We start from the raw sequence: 23,436 nt of genomic DNA, 5'->3' as shown, positions 1-23,436 counted from the left end.
TACTCCCAGTGACGGGGGACAGGCCGGCGTTCCTATGGCAGAGAGTCGCCACGCACCTTGGAGGTGAGGGTGTCCCAGTTCGAAGGCGAGCCCAGTCCGAAGGACTTCGTAGAAGTCCGGCTGCCGGCTGCGGGGGCGTACCTATCGGTGCTCCGCACCGCCACGGCAGGGCTCGCTGCCCGCCTGGACTTCACGCTCGACGAGATCGAGGATCTGCGCATCGCGGTCGACGAGGCGTGCGCCATCCTCCTCCAGCAGGCCGTTCCCGGCTCCGTACTCACCTGCGTCTTCCAGCTCGGGGACGACGCACTCCTGGTGACGGTCTCGGCGCCGACCACCGACGGCAGGGCGCCCGAGCGCGACACCTTCGCGTGGACCGTGCTGTCCGCACTGGCGGGCAGGGTGGACGCGACCGTGGGCGAGGACCGCACGGTCACGATCAGCCTGCTCAAGGAGCGCGGCGCGGCGCCGGGGCTGACGTGACGAACGTCAGGGGCGTTCCGATGCGAGACGAAGGCCGGCTGGCCGCGGCGGAGCGAGAGCGGGCGGACCACATGGACGGACTCCAGCAGCACGACAGGCGTGAACCGCAGGATCGCAGCGGCGCGCGGGCGATGTTCCACGAGCTGCGCAAGCTGCCCGTGGACTCCCCCGAGCACGCCGAGCTGCGGAACGCCCTCGTGCAGATGCACCTGCCGCTGGTGGAGCATCTGGCCCGGCGCTTCCGCAACCGCGGCGAGCCGCTGGACGACCTCACCCAGGTCGCCACCATCGGCCTGATCAAGTCGGTGGACCGCTTCGACCCCGATCGCGGGGTGGAGTTCTCGACGTACGCGACGCCCACGGTCGTCGGCGAGATCAAGCGGCACTTCCGCGACAAGGGCTGGGCGGTGCGGGTGCCGCGGCGGCTTCAGGAGCTGCGGCTGTCGCTGACCTCCGCCACCGCCGAGCTGTCCCAGTTGCACGGCCGTGCCCCGACGGTGCACGAGCTGGCCCAGAAGCTCAACATCTCCGAGGAAGAGGTCCTGGAGGGCCTGGAGTCGGCGAACGCGTACTCCACGCTCTCCCTCGACGTCCCCGACACCGACGACGAGTCCCCGGCCGTCGCCGACACCCTCGGCGCCGAGGACGACGCCCTGGAGGGCGTCGAGTACCGCGAATCGCTCAAGCCGCTGCTGGAGGAGCTGCCGCCGCGGGAGAAGAAGATCCTGCTGCTGCGCTTCTTCGGGAACATGACCCAGTCCCAGATCGCCCAGGAGGTCGGCATCTCGCAGATGCACGTCTCCCGGCTGCTGGCGCGCACGCTGGCACAGTTGCGCGAGCGGCTGCTCGTCGAGGAGTGAGCCGGGGGGCGCGTGCACACCGCCGTGACCCGCGAGGCGCTGTGCGCCGTTCTCCGGCGCCCGCGGACCCCTCGGTGGGCTGAGACGGGCTTCCGGTGCGTACGGGCCGTGTGGGGGCCGTACGCGGTCGTACGCCCCTCCCCCGGCCTCGCCGCGGTGCTACGCCGTCCGGCCCGGCCCCACGCCCAGCGCCTCCGCGGTGCTCGGGCTGAGCACGCACACGAGCGCCACCAGCGCCACGGCGCCCAGCGAGATCCCCAGCGGCAGCATCACGCCGCCCGCGGACGCCATCGCCCAGGCCACCGGCAGCGCCAGGATCTGCGTGATCATCGAGGGGCCCCGGCTCCAGCGGCGCTGCTGCCACAGCCCGAACGCGGCGGCCAGCGGCAGCGCGGCGAGCGCCAGCACGGTGAGCCCGCCGAAGACGGCCTGGCGGGTGCTGTCCGGCTCGCCGAAGATCCCGCGGATCAGCTCGTACGCCCCGAGGGCGGCGATGACGACCCCCTCGACCGCGGTCAGCACGGCGGCGACGGTCACCCGCGGCGGACGCGGCCCGCGCTCCTCGGCAACCTGCTCCTCGGTCCCGGCCCGCTCCGCCGCGGCCTTGCCGGCCCCGGCGTTCTTCGCGGCCGACGCCTTGCCCGGCTGCTTGCCCGCCTGCTTGTCAGACTGCTTGCCCGAGCCTGGTTTTCCGGAGCCCTTCATGCCGGAGGCCCGCGCCTCCGGCGCGCTCGCCGCGGGCTTGCCCCCCGCGTTCCTGCGCTTGGCCTGCGTGCCGCCGGAAGCCTCGCCCGGCGCCTCGCCCGGCGCCTCGCCCGGCGCCTCGGCCGCACTCGCCGCACCGGCCGCCGAAGCCTTCTTCCGACCCGCCCCGGCCGTCTTCTCCCGCCCGGACCGGGCCGCCTGCTTCCGCCCGCCCCGGCCCTGCGTTCCGCTCATGCGCTCCAGCCTACTGGGGCCCCGAGGCCCGCTACGTCTGGGCTGGGCCCGTCTACTTTTCGGTAGGTAACCTGCATGCCATGCGCGCGCTCCTCGTGGTGAACCCCGCCGCCACCGACACCAGTGCCCGGACCCGCGACGTGCTGATCCACGCACTCGCCAGCGACCTGAAGCTGGAGGCCGTCACCACCGAGTACCGGGGCCACGCCCGCGACGTCGCGCGGCAGGCGGCGGACAGCGGCGAGGTCGACATCGTCGTCGCCCTCGGCGGCGACGGCACCGTCAACGAGGTCGTCAACGGCCTGCTGCACCGCGGCCCCGCGCCCGAGGAACTCCCCCGTCTGGCCGTCGTTCCCGGCGGCTCCACGAACGTCTTCGCCCGCGCGCTCGGCCTGCCCAACGACGCGGTCGAGGCCACCGGCGCGCTGCTCGACGCCATGCACTCCGGCAGCGAGCGCACCGTCGGCCTCGGGCTGGCCTCCGGCACCCCGGACACCGACGACGAGGGGGCGCCCGCGCGCTGGTTCACGTTCTGCGCGGGTCTGGGGTTCGACGCGGGCGTCGTCGGCCGTGTCGAGCAGAAGCGCGAGGGCGGCAGGAGGTCCACGCACCCGCTCTACGTACGGCAGTTGCTGCGCCAGTGGCTCGGCGAGGGCAACCGCCGGCACGGCATGATCACGCTGCGGCGCCCGGCCGAGGACCCCGTCGAGGGACTGGTGCTCTCGCTCGTCTGCAACACCTCGCCGTGGAGCTACCTGGGCAACCGCCCCCTCTACGCGACGCCCGGCGCGTCCTTCGACACCGCCCTCGACGTGCTCGGACTCTCCCGGCTCTCCACTCCCTCACTGCTGCGTTACGGCACCCAATTGCTCACGTCCTCGCCGGAGCGCGGGCCGCACGGCAAGCACGCGGTGTCACTGCACGATCTCACCGACTTCACCTTGGAATCACAGGCCCCACTGCCTTTCCAGATGGACGGTGACCACCTCGGACTGCGTACGAGCGTGACCTTCACAGGCGTACGGCGCGCACTGCGTGTGATTGTGTGAGTGGAAGGCCCTAAAGTCCTTCCAGTCGAACGTTTAGGCTGCGACTCACCCCCTGGAAGTGGGGTCCTTAGTCAACTGAGACCAAGGAATCCAAAGAAACTTCCCGGAAGGGGTTGTATCCGAAGCTGAGGTTTGCGAACCTCTTCATGGCGGCTGGAGCGCCTACCCCTCAGGGGACCTGCCTCCGGCGCACTCGCCCCCTCCACATGTTGAAGGTCACACCGGAAATCTGGTCGGCCCCCTTCACTTGTCGGAGGATTCGTGAAAGCGTTCACATTCACAAGCAACTGACAGCAACGCGAAGAGATGGAGCAGTCATGGACTGGCGTCACAGCGCCGTTTGCCGCGAGGAAGACCCCGAGCTCTTCTTCCCGATCGGCAACACCGGTCCTGCGCTGCTGCAAATCGAGGAAGCCAAGGCCGTCTGCCGTCGCTGCCCCGTGATGGAGCAGTGCCTGCAGTGGGCGCTGGAGTCCGGCCAGGACTCCGGTGTCTGGGGTGGCCTCAGCGAGGACGAGCGCCGCGCGATGAAGCGCCGCGCCGCCCGCAACCGGGCGCGCAGGGCAAGCGCCTGACCCGACACCCCCCGGATGCGCGAAGGCGCCGTGGGACTCACGGCGCCGCTCTTCCCGAGCCGCAGCGCAGCAGCCACAAGCCACACACGAGCACCTCAGAGCCCCGGAGCCGACGGCCCGGGGCTTTTTGCTGCCTTTTTCCGCCGTCCTACGGACGGGTGTTGGCGTAGGGGCACACGGAGGCGCGGACGTACGGAGGCACGCGCCCGCGTCCGCCGCGCGTCAACGCGCGCCGTCCACTTCCGTACGCCCCAACCCCCGGCGCGTCAGCGCTTTTCGGGTTGCACGGGAATGTCGAACACCACCCGCGTGCCCCCCTCCGGCGCCCGCACCATCGAAAACGTGCCCGCCAACTCCCCCTCGACGAGCGTGCGTACGATCTGGAGCCCCAGGCTCCCGGACGTCGCCGGGTCGAACCCCTCCGGCAGCCCCCGCCCGTCGTCCTGCACGGTCACCAGCAGCCGGCTGTCCTGCCGCGCGCCGGAGCGCAGCGCGGTGACCTCCACGCGCCCCGACTCCCCCGGCCCGAAGCCGTGTTCCAGGGCGTTCTGGAGCACCTCGGTCAGCACCATGGACAGCGGCGTGGCGACCTCCGCCTTCAGCACGCCGAAGCGGCCGGTGCGGCGGCCGGTCACGCGGCCGGGGTTGATCTCCGCCACCATCGCCACCACCCGGTCGGCGATCTCGTCGAACTCCACGGTCTCGTCCAGGTTCTGCGACAGCGTCTCGTGCACGATGGCGATCGAGCCGACCCGCCGCACCGCCTCGTCCAGCGCCGCCCGGGCCCGCCCGTCGGGGTCCTCGGCGGCCAGCCGGCGCGACTGGAGCCGCAGCAGGGCGGCGACGGTCTGGAGGTTGTTCTTCACCCGGTGGTGGATCTCGCGGATGGTGGCGTCCTTGGTCATCAACTCGCGCTCGCGCCGCCGGATCTCGGTGACGTCGCGCAGCAGCACCAGCGACCCGATGCGCGCCCCGCGCGGCTTCAGCGGGATCGCGCGGAGCTGGATGACGCCGCCGTTGCCCTCCACCTCCGCCTCCCGCGGCGCCCAGCCGCTGGCGAGCTTGACCAGCGCCTCGTCCACCGGCTCCTTGCTGATGGCCAGCTCCGAGGTCGCCTGGCCGAGGTGGCGGCCGACGAGGTCGGCGGCCTGGCCGAGCCGGTGGTAGGCGGAGAGCGCGTTGGGCGAGGCGTACTGCACGATGCCGTCCGCGTCGAGCCGGATCAGCCCGTCGCCGACCCGCGGCGAGGTCTCCGTGTCGCCCTGCTGCCCGGGGTAGGGGAACGCGCCGGCGGCGATCATCTGCGCCAGGTCGGAGGCGCTCTGGAGGTACGTCAGCTCCAGCCGGCTGGGGGTGCGCACGGTCAGCAGGTTGGTGTTGCGGGCGATGACGCCCAGGACGCGGCTCTCCCGGCGCACGGGGATGGACTCGATCCGTACGGGCACCTCCTCGCGCCACTCCGGGTCGCCCTCGCGCACGATCCGGCCCTCGTCGAGTGCCATGTCGAGCATGGGGCGCCGGCCGCGCGGGACGGTGTGGCCGACCATGTCGTCCTGGTACGAGGTGGGGCCGGTGTTCGGACGCATCTGCGCCACGGAGACGTAGCGGGCGCCGTCGACGGTCGGGACCCAGAGCACGAGGTCGGCGAAGGACAGGTCGGCGAGCAACTGCCACTCCGATACGAGGAGGTGCAGCCACTCCAGGTCGGTCTCGCTCAGCGCCGTGTGCCGGCGGACGAGTTCGTTCATGGACGGCACCCCTGGAGCCTACCGGCGGGGCGAACACCCGCTCGCCCGCGACGGGCGGTGCGGGCCGGGGACACCGGGTCCGTACCGCGCACAGGGGCCCGGGGCGCCGGAACGCACTTCGGGCCGCGGTACCAGGACCGGGACCCTCAACCCGTCCGGCACCGCGGCCCGGAGCCAAGCACCGGTGCGCGCGTCGCGGAGTGTGCGGCCCCGCGGCGTCGCAACCGGTGAGGAGGCCGGGACGCAGTCAGGGCAGAGAACGTCTCGGGCCTCGTTCCGCCCCGTCGTGCGGAAGGGGCGGAAGCCTGACAAGCATTGTGGACTAGACCACTCCCGGCTGTCTACGCCCCGGACGCACCGACTTGGCCGCCCCGGGTCGCCGCCGTGAAGCCGGCCGCGGCGACCTCCGCCACCCGCTGGAGCAGCTCCCGGTCCGCACCGTCCCTGGCCTGCGCCGACATGCCCTGGAGGACGGCCCCGGCATAGGTCGCGAGCTTCTCGGCGTCGGTCCCGGGCGGCAGCACGCCGGCGTCCACGTCGGCCTGGACGCGGGCCGTCATGACCGCGAGGTTCAGGGCGCGCAGCTCGCGCATCTTGGTCACGACCTCGGGGGTGGTGGCACTCACGCCGACGCTGAGCACCATGCAGCCGCGCGGGCGGTCCGGTTCGGTGTAGCCGACGGCGGCCTCGCGCAGGATGCGCGTGAAGGCGGCGACGGCGGTGGGCTCCTCGGCCAGCGCGCGGTCGATGAACGTGCCGTTGTCGCTCGTCGCGTACGCCTCGACCGCGGCGTCGAAGAGCGCCTTCTTGTCGCCGAAGGCGGCGTACAGGCTCGGCGCGCCGATGCCGAGGACGCGGGTGAGGTCGGCGACGGACGTGGCCTCGTAGCCGTGCTGCCAGAAGGCGTGCAGGGCCTTCTCCAACGCCTCGTCGCGGTCGAAGGAGCGGGGGCGCCCGCGCTGCTTGGTGGCCATGGGAACAATTCTATAGCGCCCGCTAGCTAATGTGATACGGTCCTTTCTGTAGCGACCTTTACAGAAAGGGGGGCGCAGCCATGGGCGCGCTCACTGGCAAGACGGCGCTGGTCACGGGCGCAAGCCGGGGCATCGGCAGGGCGATCGCGGAGCGGCTGGGGCGGGACGGCGCGCGTGTCGCCGTGCACTACGGCAGCAACGAGGCGGCGGCGAAGGAGACCGTCGCCGCGATCGAGGCGGCCGGCGGCGAGGCGTTCGCGATCAGGGCCGAGCTGGGCGTGCCGGGCGACGCGGCGGCGCTGTGGGCGGAGTTCGACCGGCACGCGGACGGGCTCGACATCCTCGTCAACAATGCGGGCGTCGCGCTCCAGGCGCTCATCGAGGACACCGAGGAGCCCGACTTCGACCGGCTGTTCGCGGTGAACACCAAGGCGCCGTTCTTCGTCACCAAGCTGGGCCTGCCCCGGCTGCGCGACGGCGGGCGCATCGTCAACGTCTCCACGGTGGCCACGCACGCGGCGATGATGCCCACGCTGCTGGCGTACACGATGACGAAGAGCGCGGTGGACGCCTTCACCAAGTTCCTGTCGAAGACCGTGGGCGAGCGGGGCATCACCGTCAACGCGGTCGCGCCCGGCGCCCTGGACACCGACATGAACGCGGCGTGGCTGCGCGACAACGACGACGCCAAGGCCGGCATGGCCGCGATGTCCCCGCTCGGCCGGATCCCGGACGTGAGCGAGGTCGCGGACACGGTGGCGTATCTCGTCTCCGGCGACGCGGGGGTGCTGACCGGCACGTACGTCGACGTCTCCGGCGGCGTGCTGCTGTAGGCCGGTGCGATACGGGCGACGGCCCCGGCTCCGCGAGGGAGCCGGGGCCGTCGCCCGTACACGGTCAGCGGGTCAGCGGGTCAGCGGGTCTCCGTGACCTTCGCCAGCGAGCGCGGCGCGTCCGGGTCCTGGCCGCGGGCGATGGTGACCTCGTACGCGAGCAGTTGCAGCGGCAGGATCTCCAGGATCGGCTGCACCTCCTCCGCCACCCCCGCCGTCGGCAGCACGAAGCCCCCCGCGGCGGCGTCCACCTGCGCCCTGGGGCCGACGACGACGAGGTCCGCGCCGCGGTCCCGCAGCCGGTCGAGCACCGGCTGGAGCGCCTCGCCGCCGCGGCCGTCGGTGACGATGGCGATGACCGGCGAGACGTTGTCGACCATGGCCAGCGGGCCGTGCAGCAGGTCGGCGCCGGAGTAGGAGAGCGCCGGGATGTACGACGTCTCCATCAGCTTCAGCGCCGCCTCCTTGGCCGTCGGGTAGCCGTAGCCGCGCGAGGTGAGGACCATCCGCTCGGCGAAGCGGTACCGCTGCGCCAGGGCCTTGACCTCGTCCTGCCGGGCGAGGATCTGCTCCGCCAGCTCCGGCAGCACCGCGGCGGCCTCGCCGCGCCCGCCGCGCATGCCCTCGACGAAGAGGTAGAGCGCCAGCAGCGAGGCGGTGTACGTCTTGGTCGCCGGCAGCGCCTTCTCCGGGCCCGCCTTGACGTCGATGTGGTACTCGCTGACGCCGGCCAGCGGGGAGTCCGGGTTGTTCGTCACCGCCAGCGTGATCGCGCCGGCCTCGCGGGCGGCGCGGGTGGAGGCGACGAGGTCGGGCGAGCCGCCGGACTGGCTGACCGTGATCACCAGCACGTCGGCGAGGTCCGGCTTGGCCTCGTACGCCGTCGTGGTGGACATCGACGTCAGCCCGCAGGGCAGTCCGAGCTGGACCTCCAGCAGGTACTTGGCGTACAGCGCGGCGTTGTCCGACGTGCCGCGCGCGGTCAGCAGCACGAAGCGCGGCGAGCGGGCGGCGATCGCCTCGGCGACCCTGCGGATCTCCGGGGCGCCCTGCGCCAGGACGCGGCGCAGGGCCTCGGGCTGTTCGGCCATCTCGCCGGCCATGATCCGGCCCGGCTGGGCGGCAGTCATGCGGGGTGCCTCCGTTTTGCGGTGTCAGGTGGTGCGGGCGGTGGGGGTCAGGCCCCGGCGCCCTTGCCGGTGATGACCTCCGCGGCGGCGCGTCCGCAGACGCGGGCGGCACCGTGTGTCGCGATGTGCGGCGCCCCGCGCGGCGGCGCCTGCGGCACCCCCATCTCCACCACGACGGTGTCGGGACGGGCGGCCAGCAGCGCGTCGAGCGCGTCCGCCATCCAGGGGTGGCGGTGGACGTCACGTACTACTGCGACGATCCTACGATCACCCGCCGCCGCGAGCACATTTGCGGTCAGCGCCGACAAACCCTCCCGGCTCGCCGCGTCCCCGCCCCGGCTGTCCGCCGCGCCCAGCGCCGAGCCGTCGAAGACCGCGGACTCGGTGCCGGGCAGCTCGCGCTCCAGCTCCGCGCCGACGCCCCACGGGGTCTCCTGCCCCACCGCGATGCTGGCCACGGGCGTGAACCCCGCGACGTACACCGGGCCGGCCGGCGGCACGTAGTCCGCGGCCCCCGTGACGCGCAGCGCCCGGCGGGCCGCGGCCTGGCCGACGCCGGGGTCCGGCGCGATCCCCTCCACCGCGCCGCCCGTCGCCGACCAGGCCGCCAGCGCCCGTACCCGGGCGGCGGCGTCGGCCAGCCGCTCCTCGGGCAGGTCCCCGCCGCGCACCGCGGCCACCAGGGCGTCGCGGGTGCGCAGCACGATCTCCTCGTCGCCGCGGGCGCCGATGCACATCGCGTCGGCGCCGGCCGCGACGGCCCGTACGGCACCGCCCTCGATGCCGTACGTCGCGGCGATGGCCTGCATCTCCAGCGCGTCCGTGATGATCAGGCCGGTGAAGCCGAGCCCGCCGTCGGCGACGGGGGCGCGCAGCAGGCCGGTGAGCACCGCGGGGCTGACGGTGGCGGGCACGTCGGTGCGCAGGGCGGGCAGCAGGATGTGCGCGCTCATCACGGCCTTGGTGCCGGCCGCGACCGCGGCCCGGAAGGGCACCAGCTCGCGTTCGTGCAGCACGTCGACGGGGACGTCGATCCGCGGCATGGCGTGGTGCGAGTCGACGTTGGTGTCGCCGTGGCCGGGGAAGTGCTTCGCGCAGGCGCTGACGCCCGCGTCCTGGAGGCCCTCGATGTACGCGGCGGTGTGCCGGGCGACGAGCGCGGGGTCGGCGCCGAAGGAGCGGGCGCCGATGACCGGGTTGTCGGGGTTGGAGTTGACGTCCGCGGACGGCGCCCAGTCCAGGTTCACGCCGACCTCGGCGAGCCGGCGGCCCAGTTCGCGGGCGACGGCCCGGGTCAGCCCGGGGTCGTCGACGGCGCCCAGGGCGAGGTTGCCGGGGAACGAGGAGCCGGTACGCACCTCAAGGCGGGTGACGTCACCGCCCTCCTCGTCCATCGCCACCAGCACCTCGGGCCGGGCGGCACGCAGCCGCGCGGTGAGCCGGGCGACCTGCTCGGGGTTCTCGATGTTGCGGCCGAAGAGCCCGACGCCGGTCAGGCCCTCGTCGAGGCGGCGCAGCACCCAGTCCGGGGGCTCGGTGCCCAGGAAGCTCGGCTGGAGTACGGCGAGGGCGTCCCGGGTCAGGGTGTCGGTGCTCCCTGCGAGTGTCGTCATGGCCGTCGTGCTGTCCCTTCCCGCGGCGGGTGGTACCGCCGCAGCTTACGGGGTGGTACGTCAGCCCTTCACGGCACCGGCGGTGAGGCCGGCGGTGACCTTGCGCTGGAGGTAGAGGAAGAGCAGCAGGATGGGCAGGGCGAACAGCGACGCGGCGGCCATGGTGGCGCCCCAGTCGTCGCCGAACTGGGTCTGGAACTGCGACAGCCACAGCGGCAGGGTCTGCGCCTCGGCCTCCTTGTTGAGGACCAGCACCATCGGGAACTCGTTCCAGGCGGTGATGAAGCCGAAGAGCGAGGTGGCCATCAGGCCCGGCGCGAGCAGCGGGAAGATAACCTTGCGGAACGCCTGGGTGCGGCTGGCGCCGTCGACCATGGCCGCCTCCTCCAGGTCCTTGGGCACCGCGGCCACGAAGTTGCGCAGGGTCAGGATGGTCAGCGGCAGCACCATCACGGTGTAGAAGAGCGTGAGCGGTACCAGGCTGTTCAGCATGTCCGCGTCGCGCACCAGCATGTACACCGAGATGACCATGACCTCCCAGGGCGCCATCTGCGCGAACATGAACACCAGGATGAGGCTGCTGCGGCCCCGGAAGCGCATCCGCGCGATGGCGAAGGACGCCAGCAGCGCGATGATCAGCGAGAAGCCGACCGCCAGCAGGGTGACCGTGAGCGAGTTCTTCCAGAAGTTCCAGAAGTTGTCGGCGTCGAAGGCCGTGCGGTAGTGCTCGAAGGTCGGGTCCAGGGGGAACCAGACGGGGTCCTCGCTGATGATGTCGCCGGTCGGCTTGAGGGACGTGGCGAACATCCAGTACACCGGGAAGAGGAAGATGACGAACAGCACCATGGCCGTCGCGTTGGGCCAGAAGCGGCCGAAGAACGAGCGCCTCACGAGTCTTCCCTCTCCTGCTTCATGAGCAAGCGGATGTAGTACGAAGTCAGCCCCATCAGGACCAGGATGGTGAGTACGGAGATGGCCGCGCCCATGCCGTAGTGCTGGTTGCCGACGCCCTCGACGAAGGCGTAGACGGGCAGCGTCTCGGTGAGCCGGTCGGGCCCGCCGCCGTTGATCGCGTACACGTGCGGGAACGCCTTGAAGATCCAGATGATCTCCAGGAACGTGGTGGCGAGCAGGAACGGCCGGATGAACGGCAGGGTCACCGAGGTGAAGGTGCGCCACGCGCCGGCGCCGTCGAGCCCGGCGGCCTCGTACAGCTCCTTGGCGATCGTGGTCGTGGCCGCGTAGAGGTTGATCGCCACGAACGGGATCGACGTCCAGACGAGCATGACCGTGATCACGAAGAAGGTGGAGAACTGGCTGCTGGTCCAGGAGTAGTCGGCCATCGAGTGCCAGCCGAGCTTGTCCAGGATCCAGTTGACGACGCCGTAGCGCTCCGCGAACAGCCACTGGTAGACGGTGGTGGCCGCGATGATGGGCATCGCCCAGGCGAGCACGAGCGCCATCAGCAGGGTGAGCCGCATCTTGCGGCCGAGCCGGGCGAGCAGCAGCCCGACCAGGGTGCCGAGCACCATGATGAGCGAGACGTTGACCGCGGTGAAGATGATGGTCCGGAGCGTGACGCGCCAGAAGTCCTCGCCGCCGAGGGCGTCGGTGTAGTTGTCGAAGCCGTTCCAGACGGTGAGGTGCTGGATCAGCTCCTTCATGCCGAGCTGCTGGAACGACAGGATGCCGTTCTTGATCAGTGGCCAGCCGAGCAGCACCGCGGTGAGCACCAGGGCGGGCAGCAGCAGCAGGTACGGGAGGGCGCCGGCCGTTCCCTGTGACTTGCGGTGGCGTCCGGGCGGTGGGGGTTGGGTACGGGCGCGGCCTTTGACCTTCTCGGCCGGCCTCGGTATCTGCACAGTCATGATGCGGCGATCTCTTCGGGACGAGGTGGTTTCGGACCCGCGGGTGCGGGCGGGGCCGGGGCGTACCCGGTCCCGCCCGCCCGATGACACTTACTGCTGCGCGAGGCGCTCGTTCAGATCGCCCTCGACCGACTCGGCCGCTTCCTCGTGGGAGTCGCCGTTGAGGAAGGCGGTCATGTAGGACTTGATGGGGTTGGGGGTGTTCTCCACCGCGCCCCACTCCGGGATGAGGGGCGTGGTGCCGCCGACGGCGGCGGCCGGAGCCGCGGCCTCGGCCGCCTCGTTGCCCTCCAGCTTCGACTGGAGCGAGTCCTTGTTGGGGATCACTCCGTTGGCGGCCGCGAGGGCGCCCTCGTTCTTGTCGGAGAGCGCGATCTTCAGGAACTCCTGGGCCAGTTCCTGCTTCTCGCTGCCCGCGGCGATGGCGAGGTTGGAGCCGCCGAGGAAGACGCTCTCGGGGGTGTCGGCGGTCTCACCGGGGATGGTGAAATAGCCGATCTCCTTCTCGAAGTTCTTGTCCTTGCTCGCCTCGATGGCGATGCCGGACTCCCAGCCCATGCCGATGATCGCGCCGGTCTTGCCCTTGCCGAAGACCTCGCCCTGCTGGGGCGTGGCCTCGTCCTTGTCCTTGGGCGCGGTGGAGTAGTCGGCGTACTGCTTGTAGATCTCCATCGCCTGGCCGACCTTGGGGTCGGAGAGGTTGGAGACCCACTTGTCGCCGTCCTTCTTCACCAGCTCGGCGTCCTGGCCGATGAGCAGACCGTCGAAGAAGTACCAGTTCTGGCCGGGCATGTAGATCGGCTCGGCGTCGGTGTTCTTCTCGATCTTGTCGAACGCCGCGAAGAGGTCGTCACGGGTCTTGGGAAGCTCCGTGATCCCCGCTTCCTCGAAGATCGACTTGTTGTACATCACCACGCGGTTGGCGAAGAACCACGGGACGGCGTACTGCTTGCCCTCGTAGATCGACGACTCGTTGAGGGACTCGGTCCACTCGGTGCCGATCTCTTCCTTCAGTTCGGTCAGGTCGGACAGACCGCCGGTCGCCGCATAGGCGGGCGTCTGGGTGTTGCCGACCTCGACCACGTCGGGCGGGCTCTCCTCGGACAGCGCGGTGGTCAGCTTCTGCTGAATACCGTTCCACTGCTGCACCTTGTATTCGAGCTTGGCGCCCGTCTTCTTCTCGAACTCGGCCTCGACGTCCTTCAGCCAGTCGTCCGGTGTGGAGCCGTCCATGGCCCAGAAGGTGAGCGTCTCGCCCTTGAACGACCCGGGGCCACTGCCCTTGTCGTCGTCCTCGCCACCATCGTCAGAACCGCAGGCGGCGAGGCTTGCCACCAGGCCAGCCGCCGCCAGCACCGCTACCGCCGTGCGCTTCACGTCACCCTCCTCAACATGCCGGCCCACGCCCCCCTGCCGTCGTTCGCCAGCGATTCGCCACCGAAAAGTCCTTGCTCCCGGACCCTGCCCGTGGAGTGGACTTGTGGTCTTTAATGGTTTAGACCAGGTTGACGGTCTTGGTCTGGACCAATCGTGGAACGAAGCCTGGCCTAGACCAATGAGGGTGTCAAGGGTGTGCGGCCTGCTGGTTCGGCTTCCGTTATCGGACCGACATGTGAGCTATCCCGTCACCCCGCGCGTGCACCGACGGGTGACCAGCCGTGCCAGGATGTGAGCCGCTACCAGACGGAGGAGTCATGAGGACGAACGCCGGACCGGCCGAGGGAACGTCGGCTGCGACGGTACCGGCAGCCGACGAGCCGGGACGCGCCGGGGGGAGCGCCGGGCGGACCACCCGGGTGCCCAAGTACTACCGGCTCAAGCGGCACTTGCTGGAGATGACCGAGACCCTGCCTCCCGGCACCCCGGTGCCACCGGAGCGCACGCTCGCCTCCGAGTTCGACACCTCCCGTACGACCGTGCGCCAGGCCCTACAGGAGCTGGTCGTGGAGGGGCGGCTGGAGCGGATCCAGGGCAAGGGCACGTTCGTGGCCAAGCCCAAGGTGTCGCAGGCCCTCCAACTGACCTCGTACACCGAGGACATGCGGGCCCAGGGCCTCGAACCCACCTCGCAGCTCCTGGACATCGGCTACGTCACCGCCGGCGACCAGCTCGCCGAGCGGCTCGACATCACCCCCGGCGGACGCGTGCTGCGTATCGAGCGGCTGCGGCTGGCCAACGGCGAGCCGATGGCCATCGAGACCACCCACCTGTCGGCGAAGCGCTTCCCCGCGCTGCGCCGCAGCCTGGTCAAGCACTCCTCGCTCTACACCGCGCTCGCCGAGGTCTACGACGTCCACCTGGCCGAGGCCGAGGAGACCATCGAGACCTCGCTCGCCACGCCCCGCGAGGCGGGGCTGCTGGGCACGGACACGGGGCTGCCGATGCTGATGCTCTCGCGGCACTCGCTCGACACCCAGGGCGAGCCCGTGGAGTGGGTCCGGTCGGTCTACCGCGGCGACCGCTACAAGTTCGTCGCCCGCCTCCGGCGCCCGGTGGGCTGAGCGGATCCGCACGACGGCGGGCCCGGCCCAGCGCCGGGCCCGCCGCACGCGTCCCCCGCCACCGCGGGACCCAACCCCGAGGAGCGCTGAGCCCCGCCGGGGCCGGCCACCGCCCCGGCCCCGGCGCAGCCGGCCGCCGCAGCGCCCCGGCCGGGGACTTTCGTGATCGGATAGCGACGGCGCACCCTAGTGACGGCGGCCCCACCCTGCTCTACATTTTCGAGCGCATTGCAAGAGATGTGAGTGCTCAGGGGACGGAGCCGCCATGACTGTGCAAGCACCCCCGGACGCGCCGCGAAGGCCGCGCCCGGAACCGAAGAGCGTGATCCTCTGGACCGCCGTCGCCCTGGTGGGGGCGCTCGGCTGGACCGTGCTCGCGCTCTCCCGGGGCGAGGAGGTCTCCGCGGCGTGGATGGTGGCCGCGGCCCTCGGCTCGTACGCCATCGGCTACCGCTTCTACTCGAAGTTCATCGCCTACCGCGTGCTCAAGGCGGACAAGACGCGCGCCACCCCCGCCGAGCGGCTCGACAACGGCATCGACTACCAGCCGACCGACCGCCGGGTGCTCCTCGGCCACCACTTCGCCGCGATCTCCGGCGCGGGACCGCTGGTCGGCCCGGTGCTGGCGGCGCAGATGGGCTTCCTGCCGGGCACGATCTGGATCGTCGCGGGCGTGATCTTCGCGGGCGCGGTCCAGGACATGGTGGTGCTGTTCTTCTCCACCCGCCGCAACGGCCGTTCGCTGGGCCAGATGGCGCGCGAGGAGATCGGCCCGGTGGGCGGCGCGGCCGCGCTGGTCGCCGTGTTCGCGATCATGATCATCCTGCTGGCGGTGCTGGCGCTGGTGATCGTCAACGCGCTGGCGGAGTCCCCCTGGGGCACGTTCTCCATCGGCATGACGATCCCGATCGCCCTCTTCATGGGCTTCTACCTGCGGATGATCCGGCCGGGCCGGGTCGCCGAGGTGTCGCTGATCGGCATCGCCCTGCTGCTGCTCGCGCTGGTCGCGGGGCGCTGGGTGGCCGAGTCCTCGCTCGCGGACACGTTCACGCTGAGCAAGGAGTCGCTGGTCATCTGGATGGTGATCTACGCCTTCATCGCCTCGGTGCTGCCGGTGTGGACGCTGCTCGCGCCACGCGACTACCTGTCGACGTTCATGAAGCTCGGCACCATCGCGCTGCTGTTCATCGGCGTGCTCGTGGCCGCGCCGACGCTGAAGATGGAGGGCGTCACCGACTTCGCCACCGAGGGCACGGGACCGGTCTTCGCCGGCTCGCTGTTCCCGTTCGTCTTCATCACCATCGCCTGCGGCGCCCTGTCCGGCTTCCACTCCCTCATCTCCTCCGGCACCACGCCGAAGATGGTGCAGAAGGAGACGCAGGTACGGATGATCGGCTACGGCTCCATGCTGATGGAGTCCTCCGTGGCGATCGTCGCGATGATCGCCGCCTGCGTGCTCGACCCGGGGCTGTACTTCGCGATGAACTCGGCGCCCACGGTGATCGGCGACACCGCGCAGTCGGCGTCGGAGGCGATCCAGGGCCTCGGCTGGGAGATCACACCGGCGGCACTACAGGCGGCGGCCGACTCCGTCGAGGAGCCGTCGCTGCTCTCCCGTACCGGCGGCGCACCGACCTTCGCCCTCGGCGTCTCGGAGATCTTCTCCAACGTGACCGGGGACAGCCTCAAGGCGTTCTGGTACCACTTCGCGATCATGTTCGAGGCGCTGTTCATCCTGACCGCGCTGGACGCGGGCACCCGGGTGGGCCGCTTCATGCTCCAGGACACCCTGGGCAACGTCTACAAGCCGCTCAAGCGCGTGAGCTGGTGGCCGGGGCTCATCGGCACCAGCGCGGTGGTCGTGGGCCTGTGGGGCTACTTCCTGTGGGTCGGCGTCAACGACCCCCTCGGCGGCATCAACCAGCTCTTCCCGCTCTTCGGCATCACCAACCAGTTGCTCGGCGCGGTCGCGCTGACGATCTGCACCACACTGCTGATCAAGTCGGGGCGGCTGAAATGGGCGTGGGTGACGGGCATCCCGCTGATCTGGGTCGCGGTGGTGACGCTCACCGCGAGCTGGCAGAAGGTGTTCTCGGACGACCCGCGGGTCGGCTTCTTCGCCCAGGGCGACGTGGCGCAGGAGGGCATCGACTCCGGCAAGCTGTCCGGGCAGGAGCTGGAGGACGCCGAGACGATCGTCACCAACACGACGGTCGACGGCGTGCTGTCCGCCGTCTTCGCGCTGCTGGTGATCGTCGTGATCCTGGACGCGGCCCGGGTGTGCGTGAAGTCGCTGCGCGACCCGAAGTCGGTGGTCAGCCACGAGGAGCCGTACCACGAGTCGTCGTTCATCGCGCCGGCGCAGCTCATCCCGACCAAGGAGGAGAAGGCGGAGCTGGCCGCGGCAGGGCTCGGCAGCGGCGGCGGCTTCAAGCCGGGCACGGGACCGGGCGCCGGCGGCGGCAGTGGCGGCGGCGGTGCCGGTGGCGCCGGCGGCGGCAAGCAGGACGGGGCGGGCTCGTGACGGGCACGGCGACGCTGGCGGCGGCCGGGCGCAAGGTCTGGTGGTACGTCCGCGAGGTGATCGGCGACACGGCGTACGAGCGCTACGTCGAGCACCTGCGCCGCCACGACCCCGAGGCGAAGGTGCCCGGCCGGCGCGAGTTCGAGCGGATGCGCACGGACGCGGGCGACGACCCGCGCAAGGGCTTCCGCTGCTGCTGAGAGCGGTGCGGCGGGCAGCAGCCGACCGCGGTGGGCTCCCCCACTGCGCGCTGCGCGCGCGTGGGCGGTACCCCCAGGCCGCCGTCCCCCGGTTTCCGGGGGCGGCGGCCCGTTGTCGGTGGGGCAGGGCACACTTTCAGGCATGGACTTCACGGTGCGGCCGGTGCGGCCGGAGGAGTACGAGCAAGCCGGTGAGCTGGTCGCCCAGGCGTATCTGGCGGACGGGCTGCTGACGTTCGGCGAGGACGACGGCTATGTGCACGAGCTGCGCAACGTGCGCGCCCGGGCGGCGGCGGAGCGCGCCGAGGTGCTGGTCGCGGTCGACGGGGACGGCCGGCCGGACGGCGGGCGGGTGCTGGGCAGTGTGACCTTCGTGACGGCGGGGTCGCCGTTCGCGGAGCTGAGCGGGCCCGGGGAGGGCGAGTTCCGGATGCTGGCGGTGGCGCGGGAGGCGCGCGGCCGGGGTGTGGGCGAAGCGCTCGTACGGGCCTGTCTGGACCGGTCCCGGGAGCTGGGCGCGCACCGGGTGGTGATCTCCAGCACCCCGGACATGGCCCCGGCCCACCGGCTGTACGGGCGCATGGGGTTCATACGCGCCCCCGAGCGCGACTGGTACCCGCTGCCCGATCTCCCGCTCTGGGCCTTCGTCGCGGACCTCTGACGCACGACCGACACGCGACACAACATATAGGGGTGGTTCCCTGACGAGCCACTAGATGTATGCTCGTCCTAGCTGCCGAGCAGGGGAATCCGGTGGAAGTCCGGAGCTGTCCCGCAACGGTAAGCGAGGTGCCGCCATGCCCGCCACGCGCCGGTGTGTCCGTACGTCGTGAGCCCGAGAACCTCCGGCAGCGATCGATGACGTCCGGGTCTCGTGGATTGGGCTCACGGACGCAAGCGGGTCCGCCTCAGGCGGTGTCTGGCATGCCCGCGTGCGCCCGTACCGCAGCCTCTGCCGCGCGGCCCCGCCGAGCGAGGGAGAGCAGCACCTTGACGATCGCACCACCGGCCGTGCTTACGGAGCCCGCCTCAGCCACCCCCCGTGCCGACGACGGCCCGGCCGCCGCGCTCACCCGCACCCTCGCCGAGCTGACCGCCGACCTGCCCGCCACCGACCCCGCCAGGGTCGCCGCGGGCGCGCTGCGCGGGCGCCACCCCGGCTCCGGGGAGGCGGAGTTGCGGGAGCTGGCCACCGAGGCCGCGGCGGCGCTGATCGCCGAGGAGCCGGAGTACTCGCGGCTGGCCGCCCGGCTGCTGACCCGGGCCGTCGCCGAGGAGGCGGCGGGCCAGGGCGCCACCTGCTTCTCCGCCGCGATCGAGGTGGGCCACCGCGAGGGCATCGTCGCCGACGCCACCGCCGACTTCGTACGGCGGCACGCCGCGCGCCTCGACGCCCTGGTGGACGAGGCCGTCGCCGAGGGCCGCGACGACCTGTTCGGCTACTTCGGCCTGCGCACGGTCTACACCCGCTACCTGCTGCGCCACCCCACCGAGCGCGCCGTCATCGAGACCGCCCAGCACTTCTTCCTCCGCGTCGCCTGCGGCCTCGCCGCCGACCGGTCCGACGCCGCCGTGAGCGAGGTCGCCGAGCTGTACGGGCTGATGAGCCGCCTCGGCTACCTGCCCTCCTCCCCCACGCTGTTCAACTCCGGCACCCGCCACCCGCAGATGTCGTCCTGCTACCTGCTGGACTCCCCGCTAGACGAGCTGGACTCGATCTACGAGCGCTACCACCAGGTCGCCCGGCTGTCCAAGCACTCCGGCGGCATCGGCATCCCCTTCACCCGGGTCCGCTCCCGCGGCTCGCTGATCCGCGGCACCAACGGCCACTCCAACGGCATCGTCCCGTTCCTGCGCACCCTGGACGCCTCCGTCGCCGCCGTGAACCAGGGCGGCAAGCGCAAGGGCGCCGCCTGCGTCTACCTGGAGCCCTGGCACGCCGACGTCGAGGAGTTCCTGGAGCTGCGGGACAACACCGGCGAGGAGGCCCGCCGCACCCACAACCTCAACCTCGCGCACTGGATCCCGGACGAGTTCATGCGCCGCGTCGAGGCCGACGGCGTCTGGTCGCTGTTCTCGCCCGCCGAGGTGCCCGAGCTGACCGACCTCTACGGCGCCGCCTTCGACGCGGCGTACGCGCGGGCGGAGGCCGAGGGGCGGTACGTCAAGCAGGTCCAGGCGCGGCAGCTCTACGGCCGGATGATGCGTACCCTCGCGCAGACCGGCAACGGCTGGATGACCTTCAAGGACGCCGCCAACCGCACCGCCAACCAGACCGCGGAGCCCGGCGCCGTCGTGCACTCCTCGAACCTGTGCACCGAGATCCTGGAGGTCTCGGACGACGGCGAGACCGCGGTGTGCAACCTGGGGTCGGTCAACCTCGCCGCCCACCTCGGCCCGGAGGGCGAGATGGACTGGGAGCGGCTGGACGCCACGGTCCGTACCGCCGTGACGTTCCTCGACCGGGTCGTGGACGTCAACTTCTACCCCACCGAGCAGGCCGCCGCCTCCAACTCCCGCTGGCGGCCGGTGGGCCTGGGCGTGATGGGGCTCCAGGACGTCTTCTTCCGGCTGCGGCTGCCGTTCGACTCCCCCGGGGCGCGCGCGCTGTCCACGCGGATCGCCGAGCGCATCATGCTCGCCGCGTACGCCACCTCCGCCGACCTCGCCGAGCGGCACGGCCCGCACCCGGCCTGGTCCCGCACCCGCGCCGCCCGCGGGGTGCTGCACCCCGACCACTACCCCGCGGCCGACGTGACCTGGCCGGAGCGCTGGACCGCGCTGCGCACCCGGATCTCGGAGACCGGCCTGCGCAACTCGCTGCTGCTGGCCATCGCGCCGACCGCGACGATCGCCTCCATCGCCGGTGTCTACGAGTGCATCGAGCCGCAGGTCTCCAACCTCTTCAAGCGCGAGACGCTGAGCGGCGAGTTCCTCCAGGTCAACTCCTACCTGGTGGCCGAGCTGAAGGCGCTGGGGGTGTGGGACGCGCAGACCCGCGAGGCGCTGCGCGAGCACGACGGGTCCGTACAGGAGCTGAGCTGGATCCCCGAGGAGGTCCGGGCGCGCTACCGCACGGCGTGGGAGCTGCCGCAGCGCGCGCTGATCGACATGGCCGCGGCCCGTACGCCCTATCTCGACCAGGCCCAGTCGCTGAACCTCTTCATGGCCGCGCCGACCATCGGCAAGCTCAGCTCGATGTACGCCTACGCCTGGAAGTCCGGGCTGAAGACCACGTACTACCTGCGCTCCCGCCCCGCGACCCGGATCGCCCGCTCGGCCCGCGCCGCCGCGCCCGCCGACGCGACCGCCGGCCCCGGCCCCGTACCCCTGCCCGTCCAGCAGCCGCACGCCGACGACGCCGTCGCCTGCTCCCTGGAGAACCCCGAGACCTGCGAGGCATGCCAGTGACCACCGCCACCGAGGCCAAGAACCTGCTCGACCCCGGCTTCGAGCTGACCCTGCGGCCCATGCGCTACCCGGACTTCTACGAGCGCTACCGGGACGCGATCAAGAACACCTGGACGGTGGAGGAGGTCGACCTCCACTCCGACGTGTCCGACCTCGCCAAGCTCTCGCCGGGCGAACAGCACCTCATCGGGCGGCTGGTGGCGTTCTTCGCCACCGGCGACTCGATCGTGGCGAACAACCTGGTGCTCACGCTCTACAAGCACATCAACTCGCCCGAGGCCCGCCTCTACCTCTCCCGCCAGCTCTTCGAGGAGGCCGTGCACGTCCAGTTCTACCTGACGCTGCTCGACACCTACCTGCCCGACCCGGACGAGCGGGCCGCGGCGTTCGCCGCCGTGGAGAACATCCCGTCGATCCGCGAGAAGGCGCAGTTCTGCTTCCGCTGGATGGACTCCGTGGAGAACATCGACCGGCTGGAGACCCGGGAGGACCGCCGCCGCTTCCTGCTCAACCTGATCTGCTTCGCCGCCTGCATCGAGGGCCTGTTCTTCTACGGCGCGTTCGCGTACGTCTACTGGCTGCGCTCCCGCGGCCTGCTGCACGGTCTGGCGACGGGCACGAACTGGGTGTTCCGCGACGAGAGCATGCACATGGACTTCGCGTTCTCCGTGGTCGACACGGTCCGCGAGGAGGAGCCCGACCTCTTCGACGAGGAGCTGGGCCGGCAGGTGCGCGACATGCTCGACGAGGCGGTGCAGGCGGAGCTCCAGTTCGCGCGGGACCTGTGCGGCGAGGGCCTCGCGGGGATGAACACCGAGTCGATGCGCGCGTATCTGGAGTGCGTGGCCGACCAGCGGCTCGCCCGGCTGGGCCTCGCGCCGGCGTACGGGTCGCAGAACCCCTTCGCGTTCATGGAGTTGCAGGACGTGCAGGAGCTGACGAACTTCTTCGAGCGCCGCCCGTCCGCGTACCAGGTGGCGGTGGAGGGCTCGGTCGCGTTCGACGACGAGTTCTGAACCGCCGGGCCGGCCGGACCCGCCGCGAGGGGCGGGTCCGGCCGGCTGCTCGCCTGCACGGCGCCGTTGCCGCGCCGGGGCGTTCTCCCGCGGTCAGATGCCGCAGGAGGGAGCGGACCAGTAGCGGGAGGACCGGCCGTCCACGTGCGTGTGGTCGTTGTGGCCCGGGTAGCCGGGACCGAGGATCCCGCCGAAGCCGTGGGTACGCGCCTGCTGGGCCAGCCGGCAGAACGACGGGGAGCCGACGAGGTCGGCCGCCGTGCCGTACAGATGCTGGCTGTTGGAGGCGCCGCCGACCGCGTTGTTGCACGAGGTGGAGCGGAAGCCGCTGCTGATGTTGATCGCGACGTCACCGAGGGCGTGCCGCATCGCCTCCAGCTTCCACATGGTGCGCTTCGCGTTCTCCTTGGCAGTCGCCGCGGATACCGCTCCTCCGCTCCACGTGGAGTTGCACTTGTTCAGCTCGCCGTAGGTGAAGTGGATCGGCGTGCAGTCGGCGTCCTGAAGGCTGTAGATCTTGTTGAACGTGTTGGGACCCGCGACGCCGTCCGAGCTGAGCCCGTACGCGGCCTGGAACTTCGCCACCGCCGCCTTGGTGCGCGGGCCGAAGTTGCCGTCGACGGCGAGGATCTCGCCGGACGTCACGTGCCCCGCCACCCGGATCTGCAACTGGGTGACGTCGGCACCGGAACTGCCTTCACTGAGCGTGCGGTTCCACGTGTAGCAGGAGTCCGCCTGCGCGGTGCCGGCGGTCGCGACGGTACCGACGACACCTGCCGCCGCGATCATGACAATACTGAGGATGAGTCTGACCGTACGTCTGAGCATCGTGCCTCCGTGCCGTACGAATGGGGGGCTCCGAGCCTCGCGTGCGACGGGCGCGCGGTCAACGAGCCGCCAGGGTGCCAGTGGACTGGACCACTGCCGTAACCGCCGCGCAAGAGGCGGCGGTTACGGGCCGGCGGGGAGGCGGGCCTGGGCGGCCGGAGAGGCGGCCCTGGGCCGTCAGTCGTTGGGGACGGTCTCGTAGCGCGGGGTGTTCTCCGCCATCTGCTGCATGACGTCCTTGCGCTCGCGCTTGGAGAGCCGGTCGATGTAGAGCCGGCCGTAGAGGTGGTCCGTCTCGTGCTGGAGGCAGCGGGCGAAGTAGCCCGTGCCCTGCACCCGGACGGGGTTGCCGTCGAGGTCCCGGCCGCGCACCACCGCGTAGTCCGGGCGGGCCAGCGACATGTACGCGCTGGGGACGGAGAGGCACCCCTCGTTGCCGTCGTCGAGCTGCCGGCGGTCGGCGGGCAGCTCCTCCAGCACGGGGTTGCACACCGCGCCCACGTGCCGCACGCCGTCGTCGTCCGGGCAGTCGTAGACGAAGACCTTGAGGTCGACGCCGATCTGGTTGGCCGCGAGCCCCACGCCCTCCGCCGCCCGCTGGCTGGCGAACATGTCGTCCACGAGCGCCCGCAGCGCCTCGTCGAACTCCGTGACCTCCCTGCACTCACGGTGCAGAACCGGATTGCCCACCACCGTGATCGGTCTGACCGTGCCCCGCTCGCGGGCCTCCCGCTCACGCGCCTCGGCGTCCGTCACGTCGTCGAGGAACACGTCCGGCGACTCCGCTTCCCGCCCCGCCTGCTGCTGCTCCGCCTGCTGCGTCATCCTCGCCGTACGCCTTCCTGGTTCCCCGCCCTCGCGGGCATGACGAAAAGGTCGGAGTC

21 protein-coding genes and 1 riboswitch are annotated in these 23,436 nt (G+C 71.3%); of the genes, 11 read left to right on the top strand and 10 right to left on the bottom strand.

Going from position 1 to position 23,436, the window contains the following annotated elements; translation table 11 throughout:
• The first annotated feature begins 69 nt into the window (after positions 1–69).
• Both QBL21_RS06560 and QBL21_RS06555 read left to right on the top strand, forming a co-directional pair.
• Complete coding sequence (locus QBL21_RS06560; protein WP_018835073.1) at positions 70–483, top strand: anti-sigma regulatory factor; 414 nt, start codon at positions 70–72, stop codon at positions 481–483.
• A complete protein-coding gene (locus QBL21_RS06555; protein ID WP_407561034.1) occupies positions 372–1,343 on the top strand; it encodes an RNA polymerase sigma factor SigF in 972 nt (323 codons plus the stop codon). Before QBL21_RS06560 ends, QBL21_RS06555 begins: the two co-directional genes overlap by 112 nt.
• 159 nt (positions 1,344–1,502) lie before the next feature.
• Here QBL21_RS06555 and QBL21_RS06550 read toward each other — a convergent pair whose 3' ends face one another.
• Complete coding sequence (locus QBL21_RS06550) at positions 1,503–2,282, bottom strand: hypothetical protein (RefSeq protein ID WP_407561033.1); 780 nt, start codon at positions 2,280–2,282, stop codon at positions 1,503–1,505.
• Between the two features lie 80 nt (positions 2,283–2,362).
• Here QBL21_RS06550 and QBL21_RS06545 point away from each other — a divergent pair, with 80 nt between their 5' ends.
• Complete coding sequence (locus QBL21_RS06545; RefSeq protein WP_407561032.1) at positions 2,363–3,331, top strand: diacylglycerol/lipid kinase family protein; 969 nt, start codon at positions 2,363–2,365, stop codon at positions 3,329–3,331.
• Between the two features lie 317 nt (positions 3,332–3,648).
• A complete protein-coding gene (locus QBL21_RS06540) occupies positions 3,649–3,906 on the top strand; it encodes a WhiB family transcriptional regulator (RefSeq protein WP_018835069.1) in 258 nt (85 codons plus the stop codon).
• A 266-nt stretch (positions 3,907–4,172) separates the two neighbouring features.
• Here the strand turns inward: QBL21_RS06540 and QBL21_RS06535 are convergent, their stop codons facing one another.
• Both QBL21_RS06535 and QBL21_RS06530 read right to left on the bottom strand, forming a co-directional pair.
• On the bottom strand, positions 4,173–5,654 hold the full coding sequence (locus QBL21_RS06535; RefSeq protein ID WP_407561031.1) for a sensor histidine kinase: 1,482 nt from the start codon (positions 5,652–5,654) through the stop codon (positions 4,173–4,175).
• Positions 5,655–5,995: 341 nt separating this feature from the next.
• Entirely contained in the window at positions 5,996–6,628 is a 633-nt protein-coding gene (locus QBL21_RS06530) for a TetR/AcrR family transcriptional regulator (protein WP_407561030.1), read from the bottom strand.
• 80 nt (positions 6,629–6,708) lie between these two features.
• Between QBL21_RS06530 and QBL21_RS06525 the strand changes: the two genes are divergently transcribed.
• Entirely contained in the window at positions 6,709–7,461 is a 753-nt protein-coding gene (locus QBL21_RS06525) for an SDR family oxidoreductase (RefSeq protein WP_407561029.1), read from the top strand.
• 80 nt (positions 7,462–7,541) lie between these two features.
• Here the strand turns inward: QBL21_RS06525 and QBL21_RS06520 are convergent, their stop codons facing one another.
• The 5 genes from QBL21_RS06520 to QBL21_RS06500 form a co-directional block, all read right to left on the bottom strand.
• The gene (locus QBL21_RS06520; protein ID WP_407561028.1) at positions 7,542–8,591 is read right to left on the bottom strand and encodes an SIS domain-containing protein; all 1,050 of its coding nucleotides are present in this window, start codon (positions 8,589–8,591) and stop codon (positions 7,542–7,544) included.
• Positions 8,592–8,638: 47 nt separating this feature from the next.
• Positions 8,639–10,204 carry a glycoside hydrolase family 3 protein gene (locus QBL21_RS06515; RefSeq protein WP_407561027.1) on the bottom strand — a complete coding sequence of 522 codons (1,566 nt, stop codon included), beginning with the start codon at positions 10,202–10,204 and terminating at the stop codon, positions 8,639–8,641.
• A gap of 60 nt (positions 10,205–10,264) precedes the next feature.
• Positions 10,265–11,095: a carbohydrate ABC transporter permease gene (locus QBL21_RS06510; protein WP_407561026.1), complete on the bottom strand. Its 831-nt coding sequence runs from the start codon at positions 11,093–11,095 to the stop codon at positions 10,265–10,267.
• Positions 11,092–12,072, bottom strand: a complete 981-nt coding sequence (locus tag QBL21_RS06505) for a carbohydrate ABC transporter permease (RefSeq protein WP_407561025.1) — start codon at positions 12,070–12,072, stop codon at positions 11,092–11,094. Before QBL21_RS06505 ends, QBL21_RS06510 begins: the two co-directional genes overlap by 4 nt.
• Positions 12,073–12,162: 90 nt before the next feature.
• A complete protein-coding gene (locus QBL21_RS06500) occupies positions 12,163–13,449 on the bottom strand; it encodes an extracellular solute-binding protein (protein ID WP_407561024.1) in 1,287 nt (428 codons plus the stop codon).
• A gap of 317 nt (positions 13,450–13,766) precedes the next feature.
• On the opposite strand from QBL21_RS06500, the gene QBL21_RS06495 reads away from it, so the two are divergent.
• The 6 genes from QBL21_RS06495 to QBL21_RS06470 all read left to right on the top strand — a co-directional run bounded on the left by QBL21_RS06495 (position 13,767) and on the right by QBL21_RS06470 (position 21,724).
• On the top strand, positions 13,767–14,573 hold the full coding sequence (locus QBL21_RS06495; RefSeq protein WP_407561023.1) for a GntR family transcriptional regulator: 807 nt from the start codon (positions 13,767–13,769) through the stop codon (positions 14,571–14,573).
• 265 nt (positions 14,574–14,838) lie between these two features.
• Complete coding sequence (locus QBL21_RS06490; protein ID WP_407561022.1) at positions 14,839–17,097, top strand: carbon starvation CstA family protein; 2,259 nt, start codon at positions 14,839–14,841, stop codon at positions 17,095–17,097.
• Positions 17,094–17,297: a YbdD/YjiX family protein gene (locus QBL21_RS06485; RefSeq protein ID WP_407561021.1), complete on the top strand. Its 204-nt coding sequence runs from the start codon at positions 17,094–17,096 to the stop codon at positions 17,295–17,297. Before QBL21_RS06490 ends, QBL21_RS06485 begins: the two co-directional genes overlap by 4 nt.
• A 142-nt stretch (positions 17,298–17,439) precedes the next feature.
• Positions 17,440–17,958 carry a GNAT family N-acetyltransferase gene (locus tag QBL21_RS06480; protein ID WP_407561020.1) on the top strand — a complete coding sequence of 173 codons (519 nt, stop codon included), beginning with the start codon at positions 17,440–17,442 and terminating at the stop codon, positions 17,956–17,958.
• A 58-nt stretch (positions 17,959–18,016) separates the two neighbouring features.
• Positions 18,017–18,163: riboswitch (cobalamin riboswitch) on the top strand.
• A 124-nt stretch (positions 18,164–18,287) separates the two neighbouring features.
• A complete protein-coding gene (locus QBL21_RS06475) occupies positions 18,288–20,708 on the top strand; it encodes a ribonucleoside-diphosphate reductase subunit alpha (protein ID WP_407561019.1) in 2,421 nt (806 codons plus the stop codon).
• Positions 20,699–21,724, top strand: coding sequence for a ribonucleotide-diphosphate reductase subunit beta (locus QBL21_RS06470; RefSeq protein WP_407561018.1), 1,026 nt, complete (start codon positions 20,699–20,701; stop codon positions 21,722–21,724). Before QBL21_RS06475 ends, QBL21_RS06470 begins: the two co-directional genes overlap by 10 nt.
• A 93-nt stretch (positions 21,725–21,817) precedes the next feature.
• Here the strand turns inward: QBL21_RS06470 and QBL21_RS06465 are convergent, their stop codons facing one another.
• Entirely contained in the window at positions 21,818–22,552 is a 735-nt protein-coding gene (locus tag QBL21_RS06465) for a D-Ala-D-Ala carboxypeptidase family metallohydrolase (protein WP_407561017.1), read from the bottom strand.
• A 177-nt stretch (positions 22,553–22,729) separates the two neighbouring features.
• Positions 22,730–23,377, bottom strand: coding sequence for a peptide deformylase (gene def, locus QBL21_RS06460; protein WP_407561016.1), 648 nt, complete (start codon positions 23,375–23,377; stop codon positions 22,730–22,732).
• Positions 23,378–23,436 lie beyond the last annotated feature (59 nt).

It is taken from the genome of Streptomyces sp. 184 (assembly GCF_045781775.1).
GTDB lineage: Bacteria > Actinomycetota > Actinomycetes > Streptomycetales > Streptomycetaceae > Streptomyces.
This window is presented reverse-complemented; position numbering and strand designations above follow the sequence as displayed.